Genomic DNA, 19,475 nt, shown 5'->3' on the forward strand with positions numbered 1-19,475 from the left:
CCTCCCCGCCGAATCCACCTGCGACGACATCGCCTGACCCGCCCCTCCCACCGGCGGCACCGCCGGCCGACGTTGATGACGTACCTGATGGTTTGCCGCCCCGCCACCCTGGACGTACAATTTCTTGTACGTACCAGGGAGGTGAGTGGCATGAAGACGATGACGTACTCCGAGTCTCGCGCGCACTACGCCGAGACACTCAACGCGGTGGTCGACGACCGCGAGGAGGTGATCATCACCCGCGCCGGTCACGAGCCGGTGGTCATCGTGGCGCTCGATGACTACGAGTCGCTGAAGGAGACCGCCTACCTGCTCAGGAGCCCGGAGAACGCCCGCCGCCTGCTGGCCTCCATCGACCGGCTGGAGCACGGCGGCGGAAGCGAACACTCGCTCGCCGAATGAAGCTCGTGTGGGATGAGAGCGCCTGGGACGACTACGTCTGGTGGCAGGCCGAAGATCGTCGAGTCCTCCGACGCATCAATGTCCTGATCAAGGACATCCAGCGCAACGGAAACGACGGCATCGGCAAACCGGAACCGCTGAAGCACGGATTCCACGGCTACTGGTCTCGTCGCATCACAGATGAGCACCGGCTCGTCTACAGGGTGGCCGAGAGTGAGATCCGCATCGCCGCCTGCCGGTATCACTACGGGCGGTGAGACGGGCGCCTAGGGCGCGGGTTCGTCGTGGAGGGCGCCGTGTTGGGAGCAGCGGGCCGTCCAGCCGAGGGGCGTGACCTGGACGATCATCCGGCGGCGGCAGCGGGGGCAGTAGCGGGGCGGCTCCATCTCGCGGGCGGCGCGGCAGGCGGCGTGGTCGCCTTCGGCGGCGGGGTCGCCGCAGCGGTCGCAGTAGGTCTCCACGGCCGGTCCTTTCAACGGACGTCGCGCATGCGCCCGACGAGCCCCGTGTCGTAGGTTCCGTCCGCGAGTTCGGGACGGTCGAGCAGTTCGCTCAGGAACGCGAGGTTGGTGCGCGGCCCCTCGATGTGGAACGCGTCGACGGCGGCGCGGGCGCGGCGGAGCGCGTGGGCGCGGTCGTCGCCGTGGACGCACAGCGTGGCGAGCAGCGGGTCGTAGTGCGGCGTGACGGTGGTGCCCTCGGCGTATCCGGCGTCGATGCGGATGCCGTCGCCGACGGGCTCCTCCCACACGGTGATCTCGCCGGTCCCGGGGCGGAACCGCCGGGGGTCTTCGGCGAGGACGCGGAACTCGATGGCGTGGCCGTGCGGGGTCGCGTCCGTGAACGAGACGGGCTCGCCGGCGGCGACGCGGAACTGCTGCTCGACCAGGTCGATGCCGGTGACCAGCTCGGTGATCGGGTGCTCGGCCGGGAGGCTGGCGCTCATCTCCAGGAAGTAGAACTCCCCCGCGGCGGGGTCGACGAGGCATTCGACGGTGCCGGCGCCCCGGTAGCCGACCGCCTCGCCCGCGCGCACGGCGGCGGCGAGCATCCGCTCGCGCAGCTCCGGGGTGACGCCGGGCGACGGGGTCTCCGCGGCGATCTTCTGGTGGCGGCGCTGGACGGAGCAGTCCCGCTCGCCGAGCGCGAGGACGGTCCCGTCCGCGAGGCCGAGGATCTGCACGTCGACGTGCCGGGCGCCCTCCACGTACCGTTCGAGGAGGACGTCGCCGTGCCCGAAGAGCCGTTCGGCGTGGGCGCGGGCCGTCGCGTACGCCGCGCGCAGCTCCGCCTCGTCGCGGGCGGCGGCCAGGCCGATGCCGCCACCGCCGGCGGCGGGCTTCACCATGACCGGGTAGCCGATGCGCTCCGCCTCCTCGACGGCGGTATCGGAGTCGGGGACGGGCTCCCAGACGCCGGGAGCGACGGGGACGCCCGCCTCCTTCATCAGGTTCCGGGCGTTGATCTTGTCGCTCATCCGGGCGGCGGCGAGCGGCGGCGGGCCGATCCAGACGAGGCCGCGCGCGGCGACGGCACGGGCGAACGCGGCGTCCTCGGCGAGGAACCCGTGGCCGGGGTGGACGGCCCGCGCGTTCGTCCGGTGCGCGGCCTCCAGGATCGCCGGGACGTTGAGGTAGCTGCGCACGGGGTCGGCGGGGCCGATGAGGACGGCCTCGTCCGCCTCCGCGACGAACGGGAGGTCGGAATCGGCGTCGGAGTGCACGGCGATGGCCTTCACGCCCATGGCGCGGGCGGTGTGCACGATCCGGCCGGCGATCTCCCCGCGGTTCGCCACGAGCACGGACTCGAACACCTGCGGACCCCCTCGCGGATCGGCGGGACCGGATGCCCCGACCCGGCCGAGACTAGCGCCGGCGGCGCCGCCGCGTCCGGCCGTGCGCCGCACAAATAACGGCCCGCGGTTTTGTGCGCCGGCCGAGGCGATACGGGCGGACGGGGGCCGCATGCGGGGTGCGGCCCCCTGACCTGGCTCAACCGGCGGCGATGATCTTCTGGGCGACCGAGGGCGGGACCTCGGCGTAGGAGTCGAACCGCATCGTGAAGACGCCGCGGCCCGACGTCATGCCGCGGAGATCGCCGACATAGCCGAACATCTCCGACAGCGGCACCAGGGCGTGGACGAGCCGGGCGCCGCCGCGCTCACCGCCGCCCTCGACCCGGCCGCGCCGGGCGTTCAGGTCGCCGATGACCGCGCCGAGATGCTCCTCGGGGATGGTGACCTCGACGGCCATCACCGGTTCGAGCAGCACCGGGGACGCGCGGCGGACGGCCTCCTTGAACGCCATCGAACCGGCGATCCGGAAGGCGAGCTCGGACGAGTCGATGGGGTGGAAGTCGCCGTCCAGGAGGGTGACCCGCACGCCCGTCAGCTCGTGCCCCGCGAGGACGCCGGCCTGCATCGCGTCCTGGCAGCCCGCGTCCACGGACGGGATGAACTCCTTCGGGATCCGCCCGCCGGTGACCCGGTTGACGAACTCGTACCCGTCCGCGATCGGTTCGAGGGCGATCTGCACCTTCGCGTACTGGCCCTTTCCTCCCGACTGCTTGCGGTGCAGGTGGCCGACCTTGTCCACCCGGTGCCGGACGGTCTCGCGGTAGGCGACGCGCGGCCGTCCGACGTTGGCCTCGACGTGGAACTCCTCCTTCATCCGGTCGATGAGGACCTCCAGATGGAGCTCGCCCATGCCGCCGATGACGGTCTGGCCGCCGTCGTCGCGCACCGTGAAGGAGGGGTCCTCCTCCGACAGCCGCCGGATGGCGTCGCCCAGCTTGTCCACGTCGCCCTTCGACCTCGGCTCGACCGCGACCTCGATCACCGGGTCCGGGAAGTCCATCGACTCCAGGATCACGGGGTGCGCGTCGTCGCACAGCGTCTCGCCGGTCGTGGTCCGCTTCAGGCCCATGACCGCGACGATGTCGCCCGCGCCCGCCGACGCGATCTCCTCGCGGTCACCGGCGTGGACGCGGTAGATCTTGCCGATGCGCTCCTTGCGGGCCTTGACGCTGTTCAGCACCGGGGCGCCGGACACGAGCCGTCCCGAGTAGATCCGGACGAACGTGAGCCGCCCCAGATACCGGTCGCTCATGATCTTGAAGGCGAGCGCGGCGAGCGGGGCGCCGTCGTCCGGCGCGGCCGTGGCGTCCGCCGCCACGTCCAGCGGTGACGGCAGGTAGCGGACGACCGCGTCCAGGAGGGGCTGGACGCCCTTGTTCTTGAACGCGCTGCCGCAGAGCACCGGCGTCACCGCGGACGCGACCGTGAGCCGCCGGATCGCCGCCTGCAACTGCTCCCGCGACGGCTCGGCGCCGCTGAGGTACAGCTCCATGAACTCCTCGTCGTGCTCGGCGACCGTCTCGGCGAGCGCGGCCCGCCATCGCCGGACGTCCTCGGCCATGCGTGACGGGACGTCAACGACGACGTACCGGTCGTCCCGCCAGACGTGCGCCTGGCCGGACACCAGGTCGGCGACGCCCTCGAACGCGTCCTCGGACCCGATCGGAAGCTGCGTGACCAGCGGGACGGCCCCCAGCCGCTCGCGGATCATCTCCACGCAGCGGTGGAAGTCGGCACCGGCCCGGTCGAGCTTGTTGACGAAGCAGATCCGCGGCACGCCGTACCGGTCGGCCTGCCGCCACACCGTCTCCGACTGCGGCTCGACGCCCGCGACGCCGTCGAACACCGTCACGGCGCCGTCGAGGACGCGCAGGCACCGCTCGACCTCGATGGTGAAGTCGACGTGCCCCGGCGTGTCGATCAGGTTGATCGTGTGCTCGGCGCCGTCGGCCGTCCAGTGGCAGGTCGTGGCGGCGGACGTGATCGTGATGCCGCGGTCGCGCTCCTGTTTCAGGAAGTCCAGCGCGGCGGCGCCGTCGTGCACCTCGCCGATGCGGCGGGACACGCCGGTGAAGAACAGGATGCGCTCGGCGGTCGTCGTCTTCCCGGCGTCGATGTGCGCCATGATCCCGATGTTGCGGACCTTGGAGAGTGCAAGGAATGTGGTTGTCATCGGGAATCCTCCGTTTCTCTCGGATGACGACCGCCGCCGGACAAGATCGTCCCTTTGCGGCAAGCGCACCGTAGCCGCGGAGAACCGGCGGGCGCCAAGGGTTTTCCGCGGGAAGGAGGGGTCCTGCTCAGGAGTCGACGGGCGGGGTCCCGTGGGTGTGGAAGGACTCGATGGTCTTCAGGCCCCACGCCTGGCCCTTGGCTCGTTCGGCCTCGGTCCAGGTGATGGTCTTCCAGTCGGGGGCCAGGATGAGGCGGGCGCACGGGTTGCACAGCTCGACGCGGTTCCCGCCCGGCTCGTAGACGTAGAGGAAGAACGTCTGCTGGATGGCGTGCTTGTGCGGGCCGGTCTCGATGAAGACGCCCTTGTCGAGGAAGATGTCGGCGGCGCGGAGGATGTCCTCGCGGGTGTCGGTGGCGAACGCGATGTGGTGCAGGCGGCCGTGGCTGCGCGTCCAGTCGCGGGTGTAGACGAGGTCGTACGACTTGTTGGTGAAGGTGACCCAGCGTCCGGCGATGGCGCCGTCGTCCAGGCGGATCTGCTCGGTGGGGTGGCCGCCGAGGACGTCCCGCAGGAAGTCGGTCGACGGCTCGACGTCGGCGGCCAGGAAGTTGACGTGGTCGAGGCGGCGGACGCACACGCCGAGCGCCGGGTACGCCTGCGCCTGGTTCTTCAGCGACGGCGCAAGCTCGGGCGGCGCCTGGTACCACTCCGACTCCCAGTAGATCTCCAGCTCGTGGCCGTCCGGGTCGCGGAACACGTAGGTGGGGCCGAGTCCTGGGTCGCCGTCGCGCCAGCCGACGCCGAGGCCCGCGTCCTCGATGGCCTTGACGCGCCGGTCGAGCGCCTCCTGTGAGGACGCGCGCAGCCCCGTCCGCCGGATGCCGGACGTGCCGTGCGCGGTGAGCTTGAGCGTGTGGTGCTCGTAGTCGTCCCAGGTGCGCAGGTACACCGAGTCGCCCTCGGAGCCGTTCTCGGTGAGGCCCATGACGCGGGTGAAGAACCACAGGCTCTTCTCCGGCTCGGGCGTCAGCAGCTCGACGTGCGCGACGTGCGCGATCTCATGCTTGATGGTCATGTGCGGCTCCGGGGGAAGACTGTGCCGTCGGCGAGCTTGCGCGCCGTGCGGACGACACCCGCCCGCCGGACGGACGTGCCGTCGAGGTCGACCGCCACGTCCAGGCGGCCGGTGGGGTGCTCGATGCTCATGGGGTCGCCCGGCGGCGGGAACGCGGCGAGGTCGCGGCCGACCGCGCCGTCGATGAGCAGCGCGGTCGCGACGGTGACGGCGCCGAGCACGCCGATCGAGGCGTGCACGCGCAGCGGGATGAACGTCCGCGTGCAGATCATGCCGCCGTCGCGGGGCGGGGCGACGAGGGTCGTCTTCGGCACGGAGGCGTCCGCGACGTCGCCGAGGCCCATCAGCTCACCGGCCCGGAGCCGCAGCGACTGGACGCGGTCGCGCAGGCGGGCCAGCTCGTCCGGGCTCTCGTGGCCGGTGACGCCGAGGGACGACGCGGCGGCCACGACCACCGGCATCCCGTTGTCGACGCAGGTCACCTCGATGCCGTCGATCACGTCGCGGGGACGGCCGGTGGGCAGCAGCGCCCCGCAGGACGACCCGGCCGTCCCGGCGAAGTCCAGCAGGATCGGGGCGGCGGTGCCGGGGACGCCGGAGATCGCGGTGTCGCCGTCGTAGCCGGCCGTCCCGCCGGGAGTCGGGAAGGTGGCGGTGGCGATGCCGCCCGAGTTGACCATGCGGATGCGGACGCTCGTGCGCTCCCCGCCCGCCGTGACCAGCCCGCGTTCGACGGCGAACGGCCCGATGCCCGCGAGGATGTTCCCGCAGTTCTGCCGGTCGGTGACGGTCGGCTCCTCCACGCCGAGCTGGAGGAACAGGTAGTCGACGTCGGCGTCCGGGGCGTCCGAGCGGGACACGACGGCGACCTTGCTGGTCAGCGGGTGCGCGCCGCCGATCCCGTCGATCTGGCGGGGGTCGGGCGTGCCCATGACGCGCAGCAGCAGGTCGTCGCGGTCGGCGGCGGACGGCGGCAGGTCGTCCGCCAGGAAGTAGGCGCCCTTGGACGTCCCGCCGCGCATGATCATGCAGCGCACGCCGCCGCTCATGAGTCCTCGTATTCGACGTAGTCGATGCCCAGCCCGGGCAGCCGCGCGCGGAGCCCGTAGCGGTCGAGGCCCAGCTCGCCGCGCCGGAACGCCTCCCGCGTGGCCTCCTCCTTCTCGGCGCGGGCCCGAGCGGCGGCGACCGCGCTCGCGGCGTCCTCGCGCCGCACGCGCAGCACCCCGTCGTCGTCGGCGAGGATCGTGTCGCCCGGCCTTATGACCTGCCCGCCGATCGTCACCGGGACGTTCACCGAGCCGGGCGTGGCCTTCACCGTCCCCTGCGCGCTCACGGCCGCCGACCACACCGGGAAGCCCATCGCGTGCAGTTCGGCGACGTCCCGCACCCCGGCGTCGATGACGAGCCCGCGCACGCCCCGGTGCTGGAGCGCGGTCGCGAACAGCTCGCCGAACATCCCGTCCGTGGACGGCGACGTCGTCGCCACGACCAGCACGTCCCCGGGACGGCACTGCTCGACCGCGACATGGATCATCAGGTTGTCGCCCGGCCAGGACAGCACCGTGACCGCCGAGCCGCCGATCCGGGACCCCAGATGCACCGGACGGATCGACGGGCCGAGATAGCCCGTCCGGCCCATGGCCTCGTGGACGGTCGCGACCCCGTACCCGGCGAGCGCGTCCGCGAGGGCGGCGTCGGCGCGGGGCGGGTTGGTGACGACGACCGTCCTCACGCCAGCACCGCCGTCGTCTGCGGGTACAGCCGGACGTACGCCTCGGCCCGGGTGTCGTGCGGGAGCCCGAGGTTCGGGCCCGCGTTCCGCTTGAGCTGCACGCCCCGCCGCTTCGCCAGCTCGGTGTAGTACTCCCACATGTGGACCTGCGCGGGCAGGCGCTCCATCGCCTTCCGCTTGCGCTCGAACACCGGGGTGATGTCGAGCAGGACGTCCGGTTTGAAGTCGCACTGCTCCGGCTGGTGCGGCTCGAAGAAGAACACCGGGGGCGCGCCGAGCGGGTCGCCGGGCGCGTCGTAGCCGATCGCCTGCGCCAGCACCCGCGCCTGCAGCGCCATCCGCGCAGCCGCCGGATGGTCGCCGTTGTACGGGTCGGCGAGCGTATGCGTCAGGACGACCGCCGGCTCGAACTCCCGGTACACCCGGACGAGCCGGTCCACCAGCTCCGGCGTCTCCCGCAGCGGGTAGTCGCCGGCGTCCAGGAACTCGATCTCCGCGCCGAGCTCGGCCGCCGCGGCCTCCGCCTCGCCGCGCCGCAGCGCCTTGATCTCGTCGAGGCCCCTGCCCTCGCGCCACGCCCGCGCGGACTCGCCGCGCTCGCCGTAGCTGAGGCACACGACCTTCGCGCGGTCGCCGCGCGAGGCGGCCAGGGCGATGGCGCCCGCGGCGCGCCACACGAAGTCGCCCGCGTGGGCGCTGATCACGAGCAGGGGGCTGGACGGGGTGTCGTCGCTCATGTCCCCACACCCTCATCCTTGTCACCCAAATTGTCAACAATTCTGCGCACAGTGGGTGTGACACGCCGGGTTGACGCGTGCCGAGCTGTTCAGTTAGAAGCGGGGACAGGGGACGGTTACGCGCCGGTGCACTCCGGGGATCCGGAGAACGGAGGACTGTCTTGACGAGGGTCGTATTCACGGCGGACGGACGAGAGCTCGCCGTGGAGGAATGGGGGGTCCCGACCGGTTCTCCCGTCTTCCTTCTGCACGGCACGCCCGGCAGCAGGCTCGGCCCCATCCCGCGCCCCATGGTCCTTTACCAGCGCGGGATCCGGCTCATCAGCTTCGACCGTCCCGGCTACGGGCTCTCCGGCCGCAGGAGCGGACGCGTCGTCGCCGACATCGCCGACGACGTGCGGCTGCTCGCAGACGTCCTCGGCCTGGAGCGGTTCGCCGTGCTCGGCCGGTCCGGCGGCGGCCCGCACGCGCTCGCGTGCGCGGCGCTGCTGCCCGGCCGCGCCGTCCGCGTCGCGGCGCTGGTCGGCCTCGCGCCCGCCGAGGCGGAGGGCCTGGACTGGTTCGAGGGGATGGCGGCGTCCAACACCCGGGAGTACATGGCCGTGCGGGGGCAGGGCCCGCTCATCGCGGACCGGCTGCGGTCCATCGCCGACCGCATCCGGGCGAACCCGGCGCAGCACGTCGCGAACCTCTACGCCGAGCTGACCCAGTCGGACCGCCGCGTCGTCCTGGAGTCCGGGATGCGGAGGCTGCTGCTGGAGACGTTCCAGGAGGCGTTCCGGACGTCCGCCGACGGCTGGATCGACGACCTGCTCGCGTTCTGCGCGCCGTGGGGGTTCGAGCTCGGCGACATCGTCGTCCCGACGATGCTGTGGCACGGCGCGAACGACACCTTCTCCCCCGCCGGGCACTCCCGCTGGCTGGCCGACCGGATCCCGTCCTCGACGGTCGTCGTCCAGCCGGGCTCGGCGCACTTCGCGGCGTTCAACGTGCTGCCGGACGTCCTGTCGTGGCTGGCCCGCCCGGCCACACCTCTCTCAGAGCCGGTGTAGCCCGGGCTCAGACCGGGTGCAGCTCGAAGTCGCGGTCGACGCGCAGGCCGTCCCGGACGGCCGCGATCAGCGGATGCGGGCGCTGCTCGCCGAGCCTCAGCAGCCCGGCGACGGCCCGCTCCCGCAGCTCCCGCGACTCCGACACCCGGCCCATGGCCTCCAGCGTGACCGACAGGTTGCCGCGGCCGAAGCACGTGTCCGGATGCTCCTCGCCGTACACCCTGACCAGGCCGGCGAGCGCGTCCCGCTCGCGCGCCTCGGCGTCCTCCAGGCGCCCCGCGCCGCCGAGGCAGTTCGCGTGGTTGACGGCCGCGAGCAGCACCAGCGGATGGCCGGGGCCGAGCAGCCGCACGAGCAGCGAGGACGTCTTGGCGGTGAGCGCGACGGCCGTGTCGAGGTCGCCGGTGTAGCGCAGGTAGCAGCCGAGGTTGTTCTCGATCATCACGGTGTACGGGTGCTCGTCGCCCATCTGCGCGCGGTGCCGGGCCAGCACGGCGCGCGTCCGGTCGCGGGCGCCGACCACGTCGCCGAGCTCGCCCATGCACGCCGCGACCTCCAGGTCGGCGGGCAGCGTGTCCGGCGACTCCGGGAAATGCCGCTGGTAGCGGGCGTAGGTGTCCTCCGCCAGCGCGAGCGCCTCCTCGCGCAGCCCGGCGCGGCGCAGCGACACCGCGAGGCTCTTGCCCGTCCGCAGCGTGTCCAGGATCTGGTCGCCGAGGACGTCCACGTACCGCCGGTACACGTCGCGGAGCTGGACGACGGACTCGTCGTAGCGCCCCGCCTCGCGCAGGTCGCGCGCCACGTTCGCCTCGGAGAACAGCGTGTAGGGGTGGTCGTCGCCGAGCTGGGCGCGGCGCATCCGGAGCGTCTCGGTGTCGTAGCGGTAGGCGCTCTCCCAGTCGCCGGTCAGCCGGTAGTCGATCGCCAGGTTGTGCGCGATCATCAGCGTGCGCGGGTGGTCGTCCCCCCACGGCGTGCCCGCCTGCTCGTAGGTCTGCAGGTCCAGCGCGAGCGCGCCGCGGTAGTCGCCCATCGCGCGCATGTCGGCCGCCAGGTTGCCCGCGGTGATCAGCGTGTGCGGGTGGGTCGGTCCGAGCGTCGGGGAGTTGCGCTGCCGGTCAAGGACGTCCTGGTCGAGGTCGTACGCCTCCTGGAAGTTGCCCTGCGAGCGCAGCACGTTCGCGATCTGCGACCGCAGGAACAGCCACTGCCAGTGGTCCTCGCCGAGCTTGCCGCTCCACTCGGCGACCAGCTCCTGCCCGGCCGCCATCGCGCTGTCGAACACGCCGCGCTTCCACTGGTACCGGACGAGGTCGGTGAGCATCTGCCGGACGTCCTCGTCGTCGCAGCTCGCCGCCCTGGACGGCTTCACATGCGGGAGGATCTCCTCCAGGTTCGGCCAGTTGCCCGGGTCGTCGGTGTCGCCGTGGCTCGGCCGCGCGCCCAGCAGGATCTTGTGCACGTCGTGGCAGGTCGTGTCCGTCAGGTCGGGGTCGAGCCCGTGCCGGATGACGGCCTGGACGAGCGGGTGCACCCGGATCGACTTGTTGCCCTGGTCGACCTTCGCCAGCGCGAACCGGCTGATCTCCCGGACGTGCTTGCCGATCACCAGCGTGTCGCGGACGGTCTCGTCGTAGGCGGCGAGGATCCCGGCGGTCACGTCGCTGTAGACGAGGTCGAGCGAAATGGGCTCGGAGGAGAAGAACGCGAGCAGCTCCAGAAGCCGCGCCGCGGCCGGGGACGCCTCCCGCAGCTGCCGGAACGTGACGCTCCACGTCATCGCGACCGACTGCGGGAAGCTCTCCGCGCTGCGCTCCAGCGTGGACGCCGTCTCGTTCTCCAGCGCCTCCAGGTACTCGCTCGCCGGCATGAACGTGGACGCGAGCCACGCCGCCGCCTGCTCGATCGCGAGCGGCAGGTAGCCGAGCGCCGTGCCGATCTTGCGGGCGCTCTCCTCGGAGATGTCCTGGACGCGGCGGACCAGGTGCTCGGCGGCCTCCTCCTCGGTGAACACGTCCACGGCGACCGGGTTGGCGAGCTCCGTCCACGCCGGGTCGCGGGAGGTGATGAGGACGTGCCCGTCCCCGCCCGGCAGGTACGGCTTCAGCTCTTCCGGGTTCTCCGCGTTGTCGAAGATCAGCAGCCAGCGGGAGGTGGGCTCGCCGCGCCGCAGCGCCTCCAGCGCGGCGCCGGCGGCGTCGGCGATGTTCTCCCCGACGCGCAGCCTGAGCTGCGGCTGCTCGGCCAGGTTCGCCAGCGCCACCCGGATCGAGTCGGCCGACTGGGCGCTGATCCACCACACGAGGTCGTAGTCGGCCTTGAACCGGTGGGCGTACTCCAGCGCCACCTGGGTCTTTCCCACTCCGCCGAGGCCGTGCAGGGCCTGCGGCATGACGACCCGCTGCGTCGTCCCGAGGAGCTGGTCGCGGAGCACCTCCAGCAGCCGCCCGCGTCCGGTGAACACGGCGTTGCGGCGGTCGGCGTTCCAGATCTCCGGCGCGGTCCGGGCGGAGCCGGGGAACCTCGGCCCCACCCGCGAGTGCTCGGCCGGGTGGTCGAAGGTGTACCCCGGGCGGCCGAGCGCCCGGACGAGGGCCTCCGCGCCGTCGCGCTCCCCGAGCCCGGTGAGGTCGAGGGGCAGCTGGTCGGTGACCACCGTCCGCAGCGCGGCGTCCTGCACCCGGACGGCCGTCAGCCTGCGCTGCGGCGCCGCGGTGCGGCTCACCAGCGACTCCCAGGCCCGCAGCGCGTTCGGCGAGCTCACCGAGTCGGGCGAGAGCAGCACGATCGTGTGCTCGCCGGGCTCGTCGCCGGGGACGTCGCCCGTCGCCGCGTCCACGCTGCGGGTGTCGACGCGGAACCCGGCGCGCCCGAGGACCAGCGCCATCCAGTCGACCCACGGGCGGTCGGCGGAGACGTAGCTGATGAGCACGCCGGAGACCTCGGTCGGGCCCCGCCGGGTGAACCGGTCGAGGGTGGCGAGGCGCAGCTCCTCCTCGGCGGGCCGGTACTCGCCCACCCGCCCCTCGGTGATCACCTTGGTGAGCCGCTCGAACGCGGCGAGCATCGAGTTCGGCGAGCCGGGCGCGTCGCCGAACGTCGCGAGCGTCTCCTCGAACGCGTAGTACGGCCGGTAGGGGATCTCGATCGACAGCCAGTATCCGTTGGCCTCCTGCCGGGTCATGCCGCGCGGGAAGCGGTCGAAGCGCGCCCGCGCGTACGCCCGCCCCGCCTCGACCTTCGCGTTCTCGCCGAAGTCGATCCGCATCGGGACCGGGAGGATGCGGATGGGCCGCACATGGTCGCGCTTGTCGATGTTGTGGGCGATGTCGGCGGCGCCGTCGATGCTCTGGTAGCTGAGGGTGAAGCAGTCGACGAGGACGTCCGGGAAGTGCAGCGTGCAGATGTCGGCGATGTCGCTGTAGCCGGTGCGGCTGTCGATCAGGACGTAGTCGTAGTGCCGCCGCATGTCCTCGCGGAGCGCGTCGAAGAACTGCCCGCCGCCGAGCCGGCCGTAGAAGTGGTCGAAGTCCAGGGCCCGGGTGAGGGACGAGTAGTTCCTGTTCTGCCGCCCCGCGGAGATGAAGTCGAGCGTCCCCTCGCCGGGGAACTCCCACTCCAGCGTCACCGCGTGCCGCAGCACCTTCGCGTAGTCGCGGTGCCAGTCGCGCTCGTCGTCCGCGTGCTTGTTCGTCGTCGCCCAGGAGTACTCGTCGAGCATGTCGATGACCCCGGGCGTCGAGGTCAGGATGTTCTGGTCGAGGAACGGGTGGAAGAACTTGTGCAGCCCCGGGGATTCGAGGTCCCAGTCGATGACGAGCACCTTCAGCCCGGCGGCGGCCATGATCCAGGCGACGTTGGCGAGCGCGGTCGTCCGGCCGGTGCCGCCCTTGTAGGAGTAGAAGGTGACGATGGTCCCGCCGTTCGGCTTGCCGGCTCCGTCCGGCGTGATCGCCGCATCCGGCGTCGTCGCTGCGTTCGTCATGTTCGCTGGGTTCGTCATGAAGGGTTCTCCTCGCCTCAGGACTCCGGGTCCCTGAGGGTGGGCCGGGACATGGACGGCGGAGTCTGCGGCGGATGCACGTTGGTCGTCTTCAGGTACCGGGTGAGCGCCTCGTTGACCGCCTTGGGGAGCGCGTCGCGGAACGCGGCGGGCGACGTGACCCGCATGGCCGAGCCCTTCAGCGCCGACCCGTTCGGCAGCGCCTCGGTGAGGTCTTCGCCGAGGTCGGCGGCGGCTTCCGTGGTCTGCCGGTCGTCGGAGTTGAACGGGGCCAGGACGTGGACGGGGTCCTGGTCGATCTGCCGGAGCCGCTTGCCGAGGTCACGGTCGCGGGCGGCCCACGGGTCGACGACCAGCACTCCGGGCGCGTCCGCCGGCTCCTGCGGGGGCTCGTCGGCCGTCTCCACGATCGACTGGTGGCCGAGCTCGCTGAGCACCTGCTCGGCGAACGAGCCGATCGGCAGCGTGTGGCCCTCGCCGCGGAACGGCGTCCATTCGCGGGGCGTCCGGCCGTAGTAGTAGGTGTCCCGGTCGGGCGGCAGGTCGTCGATCGCCTGCGCGGCCAGGGTGAGCCGCACGGCGGGGCGCTTGGACCCCGGCGCCGCGTCGGAGAACGGGCTCCGCACCGTCGACAGGGACGGGACGGCGCCGGACGGCAGCGCGCACTCGGCCGCCCGCTCCTTCACGACCGTGGCCAGCCGCAGCACCGTCTCCTTGTACTGCTCGCGGAAACGGCCCAGTTTCATGATCCCGTAGAGGCCCTCCAGCGCGTACGCGGACGGGAATTCCGGTGGCACGTTCTGCATGGTGTGGAGGGGTTCGGGGATCTCGCTGATGTCCATCTTCGTCCACCACGCCGGAATGATCGCGGGCGGGCGGTCGAGCCCGGCGGTGTGCGCGTGGTACCGCTTCAGGAACGCCGCCCATTCCTTGCCGCAGTACTCGCTGGTGAAGTAGGGCGGGGAGAACAGCGCGACGAAGACGCGGCAGTTCGCGAGCGCGTCGGCGAGCTGATCGGGCCACTCGCTGCCGACCGGAATCTGCCTGTCCATAAAGCCGGGATTCAGCGCGCCCGTAGCCTGGCCGATGTCATGGCAGAGATCGTTGAAGAACTTCGCCACCCAGCGGTCGGAGTCTTCCGGGCGGTAGCGTGACCTGGCATAACTTAAGAAGAAGTACGGGCGTCTCTCCTCCGCCTGAATTCTCCCCGCCATGCCGCTCCCCTCCGGGATCCCATCAATGTATAGCGGCAGGGCTCTGGAGATTACAGCCCGTCAAATGTGGAGTTTTACCGATTCAGCGGGCGGCGGGCAGGTCCCACGACTCCAGCGTCCGGCGCATGGTCGCGACGAACTGCTCGCCGAGACCGGTCAGGGCGCCCGACTCCTGGAGCGTGCGTGCGGCGGTGACCGTTTTGGGGTACCAGTCGCCGAAGTGGCGGGCTGCCTCCGCGGCCACGGCCGGGTCGCTGGAGCGCGTCCGGCGGAGCCAGAAGTCGGCGACGGCGACGTGCGCGTACGTGCCCTGCAGCAGCCCCTCCAGGGGACGCGGGTCGCGGCGCCACGGCGCGTGGTACAGCCGGTCGTCGGACTTGTCGTACAGGTCGGCGAAGTCGAGGACGGCGCCGAGCTTCACATGCTGGAACTCGTGCAGGATCAGCAGGCACAGCATGGCGGGGCTCTCGGGCAGCGCGATCCCGACCGATCCGTAGGCGTCCCGCGCGGCGGAGCTGACACTCGCGCCGGACGCGGGCGGGTCGAGCGGGACGATCGTCGTCAGCGCCTCCGCGATCGCGGGCGCGTACTCCGCGTACTCCTTCTCCAGCAGCGTCCACGCCTCCTGGAAGAACGACTGCCACCGGGCGAACCGGTCGGCGTCGAGCCGCGGCGCGGCGGGATGGTCGTGGCAGTCGCGGAACGGGTCGAGGTCGTCGAGCGCGACGGTGAAGCAGCCCGCGGTCAGGTGGCGGACGGGCTCGACCGGCCCGGCGCCGTCGACCGTGAGGCTCCCCGCCTCGACACGGACGGTGGTCTCCCCGCGGCCCGGCACCGGGTAGCGGCCGACGCCCGGGAAGTAGACCGCGCCGTCCCGCACCGGGACGGTCAGCGTCACGTTCTCCACGGCCCGCGCGGCGGCCAGGCACGCGACGGTCGCGAGGAGCCCGTCGTCGCCGTCCTCGTCCGGCGTGCCGGGCCGGTCCAGGGCGCGGAGGCGCTCCACCGCCCAGGCCCTTACATAGGGATGCGACAGCGCCCAGTCGTAGGCGTCGGGGCTCGCGGCTCCGATGCGCTTCACCGCGTCCCAGCCCTGCGACGGACCGTCCTCCCCCCGCCCACCACCATCCGACGAACCGGTGGCGGCGCCGACGGCGGCGATCACGGCGCGGCGGCCGATCGCCTGCGCGGCGCCGAGCCGCGCGATCGAGGCGCGGTCGCCGTGCCCCGTCGCGACGGCGCGCACGACGGCGGGCGGCAGGACGTGCGGATGGCGGGCGATGCGGTCGTGGACGTGGCCGATCAGCGGCAGCAGGTCGGCGCAGTAGACGCTGGGATTGGTGAAGCCGGAACCGTCGCCGCGGTAACGGTGGGCGAACAGCCCGCCGCCGCAGGTGGCGACGACCGGGCACTCCCGGCAGGTCTCGCACAGGGCGGCGAGCCCGCCCTGCCGCGCCTCGATGCCCGCGTTCCGGGCGACGTCGTCGACGGAGTTCCGGAAGACGTCCATGCCGGTGTCCGGGGCGCCGTCGAACGCCGTCTTCAGCGAGTCGGCCTGCTCGTAGCCGCCGTCGGTCTCGACGACCAGGACGTCGCTGCCCTCCAGGCCCAGCGACTCGGTGAAGCTCGGCCCGCCCTGGGACGCGCTGATGATCGAGTCGAAGATCCGCACCGGGACGGGGCGGCCGTCGTCCAGCCACCGGTCGGCGATGGCCTTCAGCCAGTCGGCGTACGCGGTGGGGGACGTCCGGGGCGGCGGGCGGTCCCAGGTGTGGTGGGGCCAGAGGAAGTCGATCGCGGGCGGCTCGTGCGCGACGAGCGCCTCATAGACGGCGATCGGGTCGTTGGCGATGTCGATGGTGCACAGCAGGCCGGAGTACAGGTCGGGGTAGTCGGCGCGGAGGAGGTCGATCGCCCGGACGACCTTGTCATAGCTGCTGCGCCCGTCGCGGTACAGGCGGTGCCTGTCGTTCGCGGTGCGGTCGCCGTCCAGCGAGATGCCGATCTTGACGCCCTCCTCGCGGAACAGGTCGCAGAACCGCTTGTCGAGCAGGACGCCGTTGCTGTGGACGCGCAGGTCGACGTCGCAGACGCCGCGCAGCGGCCCCCGCATGGCCGCGATCAGGGCGGCGAGGTGGCGGGGCCCGGCCAGCAGCGGCTCGCCGCCGTGCAGGACCAGGCTCACGCGCGTCAGCCCGTGGGCGCGCGCGTGGTCGGCGACGCGCTCCGCCACGCGCTCCATGGTGGCCACGGCCATCTCGGCCGGACGCCTCCGCCAACCCTGGTCGGCGTGCTCGAATACGTAGCAGTGGTCACAAGCCAGGTCACATCTGCCGTGGACCTTGAGCACGAATTGGCGGAACAGTGTTGACGGAGGCATGACTGCTGTAATGAGATGTCAGATGAAGGAGTTGAACGCGGCGACCCGGACGGCATCCGAACCGTCTCCGCGCTTCTCATCGGTTCGGGTCAACCGTGCGACGATGCGGGCGGCATCCGCCTCGAAAGCCAGCTCCTCGGGAGTCATCTCCCGCAGGTCGGCGAGCTCCGGCGCGCCCGCTTCCTCAACAATATTCATGATCGTCCATCCGGGCTCGGTTACAGTGCGTGGCGACATTATGCCCGTCCGCAAGAACAACTATCGTGCGGGCCGGCGTTCCGGCGGGCCTTGGATACCGCACCATCGAACTTTTGTGCAGACCATAAACTCGCCGTATCCGCCAGGGTCCCACAACCCTCTCCATCGTGTCTCCAATTTAGGCCGTGCCGTTATCAGGCTGAGCCCTCTTGTACTTCGTTGAAAGTTCCTGTTCCGATGAGGACTTAGCGCCCCCGGTTCAGCGATCCGATGACCGGAGCCGGACAACCTCGAGTGACCTGTGTGGATTTGTGCACAGACCCTTGACGCGGACACCGGCTGACATTCCACTCAAAGTGTGGAGGCACTCGCCGAATCACACTATCCAGCTCTTTTTCGGGCGGCTGACACGAGCGCGTCCGCTGGGCAGCACCGGCTGCTCACCGCGACCGCGCTCCGGCTCGCCGCGCTGCTGACCGCCGCCGTCCTCGGCACGCTCACCATCCAGGTGGGCCGGATCGACGCGGCGGCGGTGCTGGCGGCCACCGGGCTCTGCGTGGGCCTGGTCGTCGAGGTGTACCTGCTGACCGAGCGTCCCGACCGGCAGTGGTACGAGTCGCGGGCGGCGGCCGAGTCCGCCAAGACGCTCGCGTGGCGGTACGCCGTGGCGGGGCAGCCGTTCGGCGCGGAGGACGTGGACGAGCGCGCCGCCGAGTCGCTGCTCCTGGCCCGCTTCGCGGTGATCCGCGGCAACCTGCACGCCCTGGTCGTCGACGCCGACGGCGGCGGCCTCCAGGTGACCGACGAGATGCGGGAGCTCCGGAGCCGCCCGCTCGACGTGCGCCGGGCGGCCTACCGGGTCGGCCGGATCGAGGACCAGTACCGCTGGTACGCGCGCCGCTCGATGCAGCACGGCCGCAGCGTCGCGCGCTGGTCGCTGCTGCTGGCGTCGCTGGAGGCGTGCGGCCTGGTCGCGGCCGTCCTCGAAGCGGTGGGCATCCTCTCGCTCGACCTGCCGGGCATCGTGGGCGCGCTCGCGGCGGGCGGTCTCGCCTGGGTGCAGACCCGGCAGCACCAGCAGCTCGCCACCGCGTACGGCATCGCGGCGCAGGAACTCGCCGAGATCGCCTCGCGGATCGAATGGCCGGAATCGGAACCCGACTGGGCGCATTTCGTGGACGAGGTCGAGGAGGCCATCTCGCGGGAACACACCCTCTGGTGGGCGTCCCATGTGTAGACCGGCGCGGACGACGGCGGTACGGCCGGCGCTCGACAGAAAGGCAGGGGAGCCCATGCGGATCGCCATCACGGGACACCGCGACCTCGACGAGCCGACCACCGCCCATGTGGACGCGGCCATCCGCGCGCTGCTGGAGGCCCACGGCACACGGGACACGCAGGACATCGTGGGCGTGTCGTGCCTCGCCGACGGCGCCGACCAGATCTTCGCCCGCGCCGTCCTGGAGCTCGGCGGGCACCTGGAGGTCATCGTCCCCGCCACCGGCTACGCCGCCGCGCTCGGCGCCCGGGCGCGGCGCGGTTTCGAGGAGCTGAAGGCCCGCGCCTGCGTGGTGCTGCCGCTGCGGCACTCCAGGCCCGGCCCGGGCCCCTACCTGGAGGCCGGGCTGGCGATGCTGGCGCGCGTCGACCGCCTCATCGCCGTCTGGGACGGCGCCCCCGCGGGCGGACGCGGCGGCACCGCCGACATCGTCGAGTACGCCCGCAGGCGCGACATGGCCGTGCACATCATCTGGCCCGTGGGCGCGAGGCGCACCGGGGCCCCCGCCGCGTGATCACGCACGGGCGGGCGCGGCGGCCCGCCCGGCGACGTCCGGGGTGATGACGGCCAGCCGGGCGCCGGCGGGGTCGGTCATGACGGAGAACCGGCCGGGCCGGATGTCGGTCGGCGGGACGTGGACGCGGGCGCCCAGCTCGGCGGCGCGGCGGGCGGTGGCGTCGCAGTCCGTGACCCAGAAGTAGGGGATCCAGTGCGGCGGGAACCCGGCCGGCCACCATTCCTCGATGGGCAGCATGCCGGCCACGGACCAGTCCCCGAGCTTCCAGTTGGTGTAGGACGGCGCGTAGTAGGAGCGGTCGACGGGCGTCCAGCCGAACACCTTGCCGTAGAAGCGGCGCGCGTCCTCGACGTCGGTGCTGGCCAGCTCGACCCAGCACATCGCGCCGGGTTCGTCGATGACGCCGGCGCCTTCGAGGTTGTAGGGCAGCCAGAGGGCGAAGTCGGCGCCCTGCGGGTCGGAGCACAGCGCCATGCGGCCGAGGTCGGCGACGTCGGCGGGCTCGACGCTCACGGCGCCGCCCGCGGCGCGGACGGCGTCGAGCTTGGCCTCAAGGTCGTCGACGCGGAAGTAGCACGTCCAGGACGCGGGCTCCGCGTCGTCGGCGAGCGAGTTCACCCTTGCGACCTCGGGGCCCTGTGCGCCATCGAGCGTGAGGACCTCGTTGTCGCCCCACGCACCCAGGGCCAGCGTGTAGGAGTGCCAACCGAAGACGCCGCGGTAGAACTCCTTGGACGCCCCGACGTCCGGGCTGGTCAGCTGCGCCCATGCCGCGGTTCCGGGGGCGTGCTGGGTGACCTCGGGCATTCCTCCACGGTAAGAATGGGCGTGCAATCTCCTTTGCCGCGAACC

At 71.9% G+C, this 19,475-nt stretch carries 17 protein-coding genes; 5 read left to right on the forward strand and 12 right to left on the reverse strand.

Annotated elements, in window-relative coordinates; translation table 11 throughout:
- Positions 1–150: 150 nt before the first annotated feature.
- Positions 151–402 (forward strand): type II toxin-antitoxin system Phd/YefM family antitoxin, encoded by a 252-nt coding sequence (locus ETD83_RS09395; protein WP_138644677.1) that lies wholly within the window; start codon positions 151–153, stop codon positions 400–402.
- Complete coding sequence (locus ETD83_RS09400; RefSeq protein ID WP_138644678.1) at positions 399–659, forward strand: Txe/YoeB family addiction module toxin; 261 nt, start codon at positions 399–401, stop codon at positions 657–659. Before ETD83_RS09395 ends, ETD83_RS09400 begins: the two co-directional genes overlap by 4 nt.
- Before the next feature lie 9 nt (positions 660–668).
- On the opposite strand, the gene bsaP is transcribed toward ETD83_RS09400, so the two are convergent.
- The 7 genes from bsaP to ETD83_RS09435 all read right to left on the reverse strand — a co-directional run bounded on the left by bsaP (position 669) and on the right by ETD83_RS09435 (position 7,980).
- Complete coding sequence (gene bsaP / locus ETD83_RS09405) at positions 669–863, reverse strand: biotin synthase auxiliary protein BsaP (protein ID WP_138644679.1); 195 nt, start codon at positions 861–863, stop codon at positions 669–671.
- An 11-nt stretch (positions 864–874) separates the two neighbouring features.
- The gene (locus tag ETD83_RS09410) at positions 875–2,215 is read right to left on the reverse strand and encodes an acetyl-CoA carboxylase biotin carboxylase subunit (RefSeq protein WP_138644680.1); all 1,341 of its coding nucleotides are present in this window, start codon (positions 2,213–2,215) and stop codon (positions 875–877) included.
- Positions 2,216–2,393: 178 nt separating this feature from the next.
- A complete protein-coding gene (gene fusA / locus ETD83_RS09415; RefSeq protein WP_138644681.1) occupies positions 2,394–4,430 on the reverse strand; it encodes an elongation factor G in 2,037 nt (678 codons plus the stop codon).
- 127 nt (positions 4,431–4,557) lie between these two features.
- Positions 4,558–5,508 (reverse strand): catechol 2,3-dioxygenase, encoded by a 951-nt coding sequence (locus ETD83_RS09420; protein WP_138644682.1) that lies wholly within the window; start codon positions 5,506–5,508, stop codon positions 4,558–4,560.
- Positions 5,505–6,557, reverse strand: coding sequence for a 4-oxalomesaconate tautomerase (locus ETD83_RS09425; protein WP_138644683.1), 1,053 nt, complete (start codon positions 6,555–6,557; stop codon positions 5,505–5,507). The genes ETD83_RS09420 and ETD83_RS09425 overlap by 4 nt, the downstream gene beginning before the upstream one ends.
- Positions 6,554–7,243 carry a 4-carboxy-4-hydroxy-2-oxoadipate aldolase/oxaloacetate decarboxylase gene (locus tag ETD83_RS09430; RefSeq protein ID WP_138644684.1) on the reverse strand — a complete coding sequence of 230 codons (690 nt, stop codon included), beginning with the start codon at positions 7,241–7,243 and terminating at the stop codon, positions 6,554–6,556. Before ETD83_RS09430 ends, ETD83_RS09425 begins: the two co-directional genes overlap by 4 nt.
- Positions 7,240–7,980, reverse strand: coding sequence for a PIG-L deacetylase family protein (locus tag ETD83_RS09435; protein ID WP_138644685.1), 741 nt, complete (start codon positions 7,978–7,980; stop codon positions 7,240–7,242). Before ETD83_RS09435 ends, ETD83_RS09430 begins: the two co-directional genes overlap by 4 nt.
- A 161-nt stretch (positions 7,981–8,141) precedes the next feature.
- Between ETD83_RS09435 and ETD83_RS09440 the strand changes: the two genes are divergently transcribed.
- Positions 8,142–9,032, forward strand: a complete 891-nt coding sequence (locus ETD83_RS09440) for an alpha/beta fold hydrolase (RefSeq protein ID WP_138644686.1) — start codon at positions 8,142–8,144, stop codon at positions 9,030–9,032.
- Positions 9,033–9,039: 7 nt separating this feature from the next.
- Here the strand turns inward: ETD83_RS09440 and fxsT are convergent, their stop codons facing one another.
- The 4 genes from fxsT to ETD83_RS09460 all read right to left on the reverse strand — a co-directional run bounded on the left by fxsT (position 9,040) and on the right by ETD83_RS09460 (position 16,866).
- Positions 9,040–13,035, reverse strand: a complete 3,996-nt coding sequence (fxsT, locus tag ETD83_RS09445) for an FxSxx-COOH system tetratricopeptide repeat protein (RefSeq protein WP_138644687.1) — start codon at positions 13,033–13,035, stop codon at positions 9,040–9,042.
- Between the two features lie 17 nt (positions 13,036–13,052).
- Positions 13,053–14,249, reverse strand: a complete 1,197-nt coding sequence (locus ETD83_RS09450; RefSeq protein WP_138644688.1) for a TIR-like protein FxsC — start codon at positions 14,247–14,249, stop codon at positions 13,053–13,055.
- Positions 14,250–14,331: 82 nt separating this feature from the next.
- On the reverse strand, positions 14,332–16,629 hold the full coding sequence (locus ETD83_RS09455; protein ID WP_138644689.1) for an FxsB family cyclophane-forming radical SAM/SPASM peptide maturase: 2,298 nt from the start codon (positions 16,627–16,629) through the stop codon (positions 14,332–14,334).
- Between the two features lie 18 nt (positions 16,630–16,647).
- Positions 16,648–16,866, reverse strand: coding sequence for a hypothetical protein (locus tag ETD83_RS09460; RefSeq protein WP_138644690.1), 219 nt, complete (start codon positions 16,864–16,866; stop codon positions 16,648–16,650).
- Positions 16,867–17,185: 319 nt separating this feature from the next.
- Here ETD83_RS09460 and ETD83_RS09465 point away from each other — a divergent pair, with 319 nt between their 5' ends.
- Together ETD83_RS09465 and ETD83_RS09470 are read left to right on the forward strand one after the other, a co-directional pair.
- The gene (locus ETD83_RS09465; RefSeq protein ID WP_138644691.1) at positions 17,186–18,064 is read left to right on the forward strand and encodes a DUF4231 domain-containing protein; all 879 of its coding nucleotides are present in this window, start codon (positions 17,186–17,188) and stop codon (positions 18,062–18,064) included.
- Between the two features lie 55 nt (positions 18,065–18,119).
- Positions 18,120–18,620, forward strand: coding sequence for a hypothetical protein (locus ETD83_RS09470; RefSeq protein WP_138644692.1), 501 nt, complete (start codon positions 18,120–18,122; stop codon positions 18,618–18,620).
- On the opposite strand, the gene ETD83_RS09475 is transcribed toward ETD83_RS09470, so the two are convergent.
- Positions 18,621–19,430 (reverse strand): VOC family protein, encoded by an 810-nt coding sequence (locus tag ETD83_RS09475; protein ID WP_138644693.1) that lies wholly within the window; start codon positions 19,428–19,430, stop codon positions 18,621–18,623. It lies immediately after the preceding gene.
- Between the last annotated feature and the right edge of the window lie 45 nt (positions 19,431–19,475).

It is taken from the genome of Actinomadura soli, assembly GCF_005889715.1.
GTDB lineage: Bacteria > Actinomycetota > Actinomycetes > Streptosporangiales > Streptosporangiaceae > Spirillospora > Spirillospora soli.